Origin of the sequence: Pseudoalteromonas sp. CO109Y (assembly GCF_004208935.1) — a bacterium.
Taxonomy (GTDB): domain Bacteria; phylum Pseudomonadota; class Gammaproteobacteria; order Enterobacterales; family Alteromonadaceae; genus Pseudoalteromonas; species Pseudoalteromonas shioyasakiensis.
Genome location: NZ_SGPD01000033.1, coordinates 1 through 6,767, shown reverse-complemented (window position 1 = coordinate 6,767; position 6,767 = coordinate 1). Strand labels below are relative to the sequence as shown.

General features: G+C 42.9%; 8 protein-coding genes. All 8 read right to left on the bottom strand.

The genetic code is table 11. From position 1 onward, the window contains the following. Positions 1–254: 254 nt before the first annotated feature. Positions 255–593, bottom strand: a complete 339-nt coding sequence (gene fdx / locus EXT43_RS13970) for an ISC system 2Fe-2S type ferredoxin (RefSeq protein WP_054563549.1) — start codon at positions 591–593, stop codon at positions 255–257. 11 nt (positions 594–604) lie between these two features. After that, positions 605–2,467 carry a Fe-S protein assembly chaperone HscA gene (gene hscA / locus EXT43_RS13965; protein WP_130167233.1) on the bottom strand — a complete coding sequence of 621 codons (1,863 nt, stop codon included), beginning with the start codon at positions 2,465–2,467 and terminating at the stop codon, positions 605–607. A 47-nt stretch (positions 2,468–2,514) separates the two neighbouring features. Then, complete coding sequence (gene hscB / locus EXT43_RS13960; RefSeq protein WP_054552503.1) at positions 2,515–3,042, bottom strand: co-chaperone HscB; 528 nt, start codon at positions 3,040–3,042, stop codon at positions 2,515–2,517. Positions 3,043–3,120: 78 nt separating this feature from the next. Further along, on the bottom strand, positions 3,121–3,444 hold the full coding sequence (gene iscA / locus EXT43_RS13955; RefSeq protein ID WP_054552502.1) for an iron-sulfur cluster assembly protein IscA: 324 nt from the start codon (positions 3,442–3,444) through the stop codon (positions 3,121–3,123). An 11-nt stretch (positions 3,445–3,455) separates the two neighbouring features. After that, positions 3,456–3,839: a Fe-S cluster assembly scaffold IscU gene (gene iscU, locus EXT43_RS13950; RefSeq protein WP_054552501.1), complete on the bottom strand. Its 384-nt coding sequence runs from the start codon at positions 3,837–3,839 to the stop codon at positions 3,456–3,458. A 40-nt stretch (positions 3,840–3,879) separates the two neighbouring features. After that, positions 3,880–5,097 carry an IscS subfamily cysteine desulfurase gene (locus EXT43_RS13945; protein ID WP_054552500.1) on the bottom strand — a complete coding sequence of 406 codons (1,218 nt, stop codon included), beginning with the start codon at positions 5,095–5,097 and terminating at the stop codon, positions 3,880–3,882. 22 nt (positions 5,098–5,119) lie between these two features. After that, positions 5,120–5,611 (bottom strand): Fe-S cluster assembly transcriptional regulator IscR, encoded by a 492-nt coding sequence (iscR, locus tag EXT43_RS13940; RefSeq protein WP_054552499.1) that lies wholly within the window; start codon positions 5,609–5,611, stop codon positions 5,120–5,122. 185 nt (positions 5,612–5,796) lie between these two features. Further along, positions 5,797–6,519, bottom strand: coding sequence for a tRNA (cytosine(32)/uridine(32)-2'-O)-methyltransferase TrmJ (gene trmJ, locus EXT43_RS13935; RefSeq protein WP_130167232.1), 723 nt, complete (start codon positions 6,517–6,519; stop codon positions 5,797–5,799). Positions 6,520–6,767: the final 248 nt, after the last annotated feature.

The following is a 6,767-nucleotide window of genomic DNA, read 5'->3' as shown; positions in this document are numbered from 1 at the left end:
ATCAGCTATCAGCTATCAGCTATCAGCTATCAGCTATCAGCTATCAGCTATCAGCTATCAGCTATCAGCTATCAAAAACATAAAACCTGAGAAATGAATGTAAAGCTATTGCTGCTCAAAAACACAAATAACTGAAACACCCTCTCGTTCTGCTAAAAACTGACGGCTGAAAGCTGACAGCTCTAAAAAACAAAAAAACCGCTGTAGAGACCAAGCAACTACAGCGGTTTTTACGAAATCAAAGCCGTTAAAAATTAATGCTCTTCATTAACGATATTGAGATTATACTTTGGAATTTCAACCACTAAATCTTCATCTTTGATCACCGCTTGGCAACCAAGGCGTGACTCAGGCTCAAGACCCCATGCTTTATCTAGCATGTCGTCTTCAAGCTCATCGCTCTCATCTAAAGAGTCAAAGCCTTCACGGATGACTAAGTGGCATGTTGTACATGCACATGATTTTTCACATGCATGCGGAATGCTAATACCATTCTTTAGCGCAACATCTAATACCGTTTCACCTGCAGGAGCTTCAATAGCAGCGCCTTCTGGGCATAACTCTTCGTGTGGAAGAAAAATAATTTGTGGCATACCTTACCTCGTTAAACTTCGTCTACTGACTGCCCTTGCAGCGCTTTTTTGATTGATGCATCCATTCTGCGAGCAGCAAATTCGCTACTTGCATTGTCTACAGCTTCAATCGCTGCTTTAATTTCTGCAGGTGTTGTTGCACTTTCGCGTACGGCAACAAGTTTAGCAATTTCTGCTTTTAACGCACCTAATTCTTGTTCATCAAGTAATGTACTGTCGGTTGCCAGTGATGCTTCAAGCGCTTCAACAACACGTAACGCTTCAACTTGCTGCTCTTTAAGCATACGCGCTTGCATGTCGTCTTTCGCGTTAGTCATTGATTCTTTAAGCATGTTTGCAACTTGATCATCCGATAAACCAAATGATGGTTTGACTTGAATTTCAGCTTGCACACCGGTTGATTTTTCCATTGCCGATACACTTAATAGGCCATCAGCATCTACTTTAAAGGTTACGCGAATGTGCGCAGCACCGGCTGCCATGGCCGGAATACCTTTTAAGCTGAATTTAGCCAACGAACGACAATCGTCAACTAGCTCACGCTCACCTTGTAGTACATGCAATGACATAGCCGTTTGACCATCTTTGAAAGTAGTAAACTCTTGTGCACGTGCTACAGGGATCGTGGTATTACGTGGAATGATTTTCTCAACCAAGCCACCCATGGTTTCAAGACCTAGCGACAGTGGTAATACGTCTAATAGCAACATGTCTGAATCTGGCTTATTGCCAACCAATACATCTGCTTGCAGTGCCGCACCGAGTGCAACTACGCGATCTGGATCGATAGAAGTCAGTGGCTCTTTATCAAAAAATGCAGCAACTTGAGAGCGTACAATTGGCATACGAGTCGAGCCGCCAACCATTACAACTTGTAGTACTTCTTCATTCTCGATACCGGCATCTTTAACCGCACGGCGACAAGAACGTAGTGTTTTCTTCACAAGGCTAAGAGCAAGCTCATCAAACGTTTCGCGGGTTACTTCAACTTTGTGGCTTTGACCATCAAACTCTAAACCAACATTTACAGTTTGGTATTGGCTTAGCGCTTCTTTACAGGCTTTTGCTTTATTAATGAATAAACGCAATACCGATGCAGAAAGCTCGCTAACACCCGTTTGTTTTTTGAAGTAATCAACTAATAGCGAGTCAAAATCGTCACCACCAAGGCTTGAGTCACCGCCTGTAGCAAGCACTTCAAATACACCTTGGTGTAAACGTAAAATAGAAATATCAAAGGTACCGCCACCTAAATCGTATACGGCGATAATACCTTCTTGGCCAGAATCAAGGCCATAAGCTACAGCAGCTGCCGTTGGCTCGTTTAATAAACGTAAAACCTTGATACCAGCAAGCTCTGCGGCATCTTTAGTGCTTTGACGCTGAGCATCATCAAAATAAGCTGGCACAGTAATAACCGCGCCTAAGATGTCTTGACCTGCAAAGCTGTCTTCTGCGCGCAGTTTTAATTCTTTTAAAATTTCACTCGATGCAGTAACAGGGCTAATTGCACCCGCAACCGTGCTGATTGCTAATGAGCCATCATGCTCACAAAATTCGTACGGCAGTTGACCATAGCTTTTTTCGATTTCAGCCTGAGTTTTACCTAAAAAACGCTTAACTGAAATTAGTGTGTTTGCAGGGTCTTGAGTAGCAGCTGCTGCCGCTCGTTCACCAACCACAATGCTATCTGCTTGATATTGAACAACCGAAGGTAGCATCGCATTGCCTGCTAAATCAGTCAGTGTGCGCGCTTCGCCGCTTTGCACTGTTGCAACTAACGAGTTAGTTGTACCAAGGTCAATACCGACTGCTAATTTGTGCTCATGTGGTGCCGCGCTCTGCCCCGGCTCAGCAATTTGCAATAATGCCATAATGCTCTTTTTAAACTCTTAAATAGCTGTTGTATAACAACTAACGATTAATCATCAAATAAACTGTCTTCAATACGCTCTAGTTCATCGCGTAGCTTATAAACAAACTTCAATTTACGAATATTGTCAGCAGCAGCTTGCCATTGTTGCTCATCATTACTTGCCAGCTGAGCGGCTAATTCACTGCTGTATTGTTTATCGAGCTGTTTAATTTGCGCTTCAAACTGGGCAATTGCTGCATCAGGATCTGCGGCATTTTCAAGTTCTTCTAATTCTTCACGCAGCTCCATTTGCTGCATTAAGAATAGCGGGTCTTGTAATGTTTGTTGCTCGGCGCGAATATCAACACCAAGCTCGCTTAGCATGTACTCAGCACGTTTTACCGGGTGTTTTAAGGTTTGTAATGCATCATTGATTTCTGCTGCATTTTGCACAGCAAGTAATTTATCACGGCTGCTAGAGCTTGCGTGGCGATCTGGGTGAACTGCACGTTGCAGCTCAAGGTAGTGTTTATTAATAGTCGCTAAATCAATGTTGTAATCTACTGGAATTGCAAATAACTCAAAGTAACGCATTACATAGTCCAACTCGGTAAACAGGAAAGAACAAAGCCCTACATAGGCAGGGCTTCAAGCAAAGAAAGTTTTATAAGCTTAAACGGTGAAGCTTTCGCCGCAACCACACTCATCGGCTTGGTTCGGGTTGTTAAACTTAAACCCTTCGTTCAAACCTTCTTTAGTGTAATCAAGCTCAGTACCATCAATGTAGACTAAGCTTTTAGCATCAACGATTACTTTCACACCACGGCTTTCAAAAATTTCGTCGCCGTCTGCTAACTCATCAACAAATTCAAGAACATAAGCAAGACCTGAACAGCCCGTCGTTTTAATGCCAACGCGTAGGCCAATGCCTTTGCCGCGATTTGCTAAAAATGATTCTACGCGGTTTGCTGCCGCATCTGTCAATGTCACTGCCATGAATTTATCTCTTACTTCGCTTGTTTGCTTTTGTAGTCAGCAATTGCTGCTTGAATCGCGTCTTCTGCTAAAATTGAGCAGTGAATTTTCACTGGCGGTAATTCAAGCTCAGCACTGATATCAGTGTTTTTGATTGTTGCAGCTTCATCTAATGTTTTGCCTTTTACCCACTCAGTTACAAGTGAAGAAGAAGCGATTGCGCTACCACAACCATATGTTTTGAATTTTGCGTCTTCAATTACACCTTCTGGTGATACTTTGATTTGCAATTTCATTACGTCACCACATGCTGGTGCACCCACCATACCTGTTGCAACTGACGGATCATTTTTGTCTAAAGCACCCACGTTACGTGGATTTTCAACATGATCGATTACTTTATCACTATAAGCCATAATACTATCCTCACTACCTGCTAGCGGCGGCGATCACTGATTAGTGATGCGCCCACTCAACTGAATCTAAATCAATACCTTCTTGATGCATTTCCCAAAGAGGAGACATCTCACGTAAACGGCCGATCGAGTTTTTGATTAGTTCAACGGTGTAATCAATCTCTTCTTCAGTCGTAAAGCGGCCAATGCTGAAACGAATTGAGCTGTGTGCCAACTCGTCATTACGGCCTAATGCACGTAGTACATAAGAAGGCTCTAAGCTTGCTGAGGTACAGGCTGAACCTGATGAAACAGCAATGTCTTTAACAGCCATTAATAACGACTCACCTTCAACAAAGTTGAAGCTGATATTTACAATACCTGGAACTGAGTGACTTGGTTCACCATTGAAGTAAACTTCGTCCATATCAGCCATAATGCCATCGATCAGGCGCTTACGAAGTGCGCTGATGTGTGCATGGTCTTTTTCGAAATCTTCTTTAGCGATTCTAAATGCCGCACCCATACCAACTAATTGGTGAGTAGCTAGTGTGCCTGAACGCATACCACGCTCATGACCACCACCGTGCATTTGCGCTTCTAAACGTGCACGTGGCTTACGACGAACATAAAGTGCGCCTACACCTTTCGGGCCATATACTTTGTGGCCAGAGAACGACATGAAATCTACTTTTAACTGTTGCACGTCGATAAGTACTTTACCTGCGCTTTGTGCAGCATCTACGTGGAACATAATTTTGCGCTCACGGCACATTTCGCCGATTGTCGCGATATCTTGGATAACACCTAGCTCGTTATTTACGTGCATTACGCTCACAAGTACTGTGTCGTCACGCATTGCAGCTTCAAGCTTTTTAAGGTCAAGTAAACCGTTTTCTTCAACGTCCATATAGGTTACTTCGAAACCTTGACGCTCTAGTTCACGACACGTATCAAGCACTGCTTTGTGCTCAGTTTTAACAGTGATAACGTGCTTGCCTTTCTTCTTATAGAACTGCGCAGCACCTTTAATTGCTAGGTTATTTGATTCTGTAGCACCTGAAGTGAAAACAATTTCACGCGGGTCAGCGTTGATCAGATCAGCAATATCTGTACGCGCTTGATCAACCGCTTCTTCTGCTTGCCAACCAAAACGATGTGAGCGTGATGCAGGGTTACCAAAATTACCGTCCATAGTCAGGCATTGCATCATTTCTTTTGCCACACGTTCATCAACAGGCGTGGTTGCTGCGTAATCTAAATAAATCGGTAACTTCATTTCTCTCTCCGCTTTCGTCAAGCTACAGTTGACAGCTTACTTGAATGTTTTCCAGTTGCTTAATTGCATTGTTGATGCTGTTATCTTGGCGCGATGCGACTTCTTTCACATCTGACTTTTCCACCAATTCAGCAAGGGTAATACTATTTAAAAACTCTTCGATACGTGCGCTTAAGTCCGACCATAAGGTATGAGTCAAACAACGCATGCCGCTTTGGCAGCCACCCGTTGCATTGTGGCAACGTGTTGCATCAACAGACTCATCAACGGCGTTAATCACATCGCCGACAGAAATTTCGTTCGCTTCTCGACCTAGTAAATATCCGCCACCTGGGCCACGCACAGAGGTCACAAGGCCGTTTTTACGTAAACGGGCGAATAGTTGTTCAAGGTAAGATAACGAAATCTCTTGGCGTTCAGAAATATCGGCAAGAGGCACTGCACCCACATTTGTATGTAGTGCAACATCCAACATGGCGGTTACTGCGTATCTGCCTTTTGATGTTAACTTCATGGAGCCCCCGATGTTACTGCACGCTAAGGTGTGCAAATTTTAATTACCAGACCAAAATAGTCAAGTATTATATAAGCTATAAGCTCAGCATCAATACCTGACCTTTTTGGTCAAGTATTGAGTACATTTTAATTACCTGAGTAATTTAGTCAAGTATTATGATGAATAAAGCTTATAACCTAAACTTATTTAATAGACTTATTAATAGAGGTAAGAATACCGCGTAAGATGTTCATCTCAGCTTCTTCTGGACGTGCGCGGTTAAATAAGCGACGTAGTTTAGTCATCACCATGCCAGGGTGTTGCTTGATGATAAAACCTGTGTCGTTTAGCGTTTGCTCTAAATGCTCGTAGAACAGCTCAGTTTGCTTCGCATTTGGGTAGGTTGCTTCGTCTTCTTCTTGTACTTTTGGCTGTTTATTTAAATATGCCATACGTGTTTCATAACACAGCGTTTGCACGGCCATTGCTAGATTTAGTGAACTGTATTCAGGGTTTGCAGGAATACATACGTGGTAGTTACATTGTTGTAGTTCTTCGTTCGTTAAACCACTATTTTCGCGACCAAATACGAGTGCAACAGGACCCTGTTCAGCCTCAGCTACTAACTTTTCACCACATTCACGCGGCTCAACCATAGGCCAAGATAAAGTGCGTGAGCGTGCACTGGTACCAATTGTTAAACTACAATCGGCAATTGCATCTGCTAGCGTATCTACAACCACTGTTTTACCTAAAACATCTGTTGCACCGGCTGCAAGTGCACTGGCATGACTATCAATTTCACAAGCAGGATCAACAAGATATAAATTTGATAAGCCCATCGTTTTCATAGCACGTGCCGCTGAGCCAATATTACCAGAATGTGATGTGTTAACTAATACGATACGAATATCATCAAGTGTCATTGCGTTGTTACTTACTGAAAGTCAAAAATTGCGGGGATTATAGCATAGCTATTGGGTATCAGGTATCAGATTTCAGATTTCAGGTTTCAGGTTTCAGGTTTCAGGTTTCAGGTTTCAGGTTTCAGGTTTCAGGTTTCAGGTTTCAGGTTTCAGGTTTCAGGTTTCAGTAACTTGATCTGACCCCGATAAAGTAGACACGGGGTTTAATTAACTTGTTCGTACTGCATGGGACTTTTATACCCTAGGGT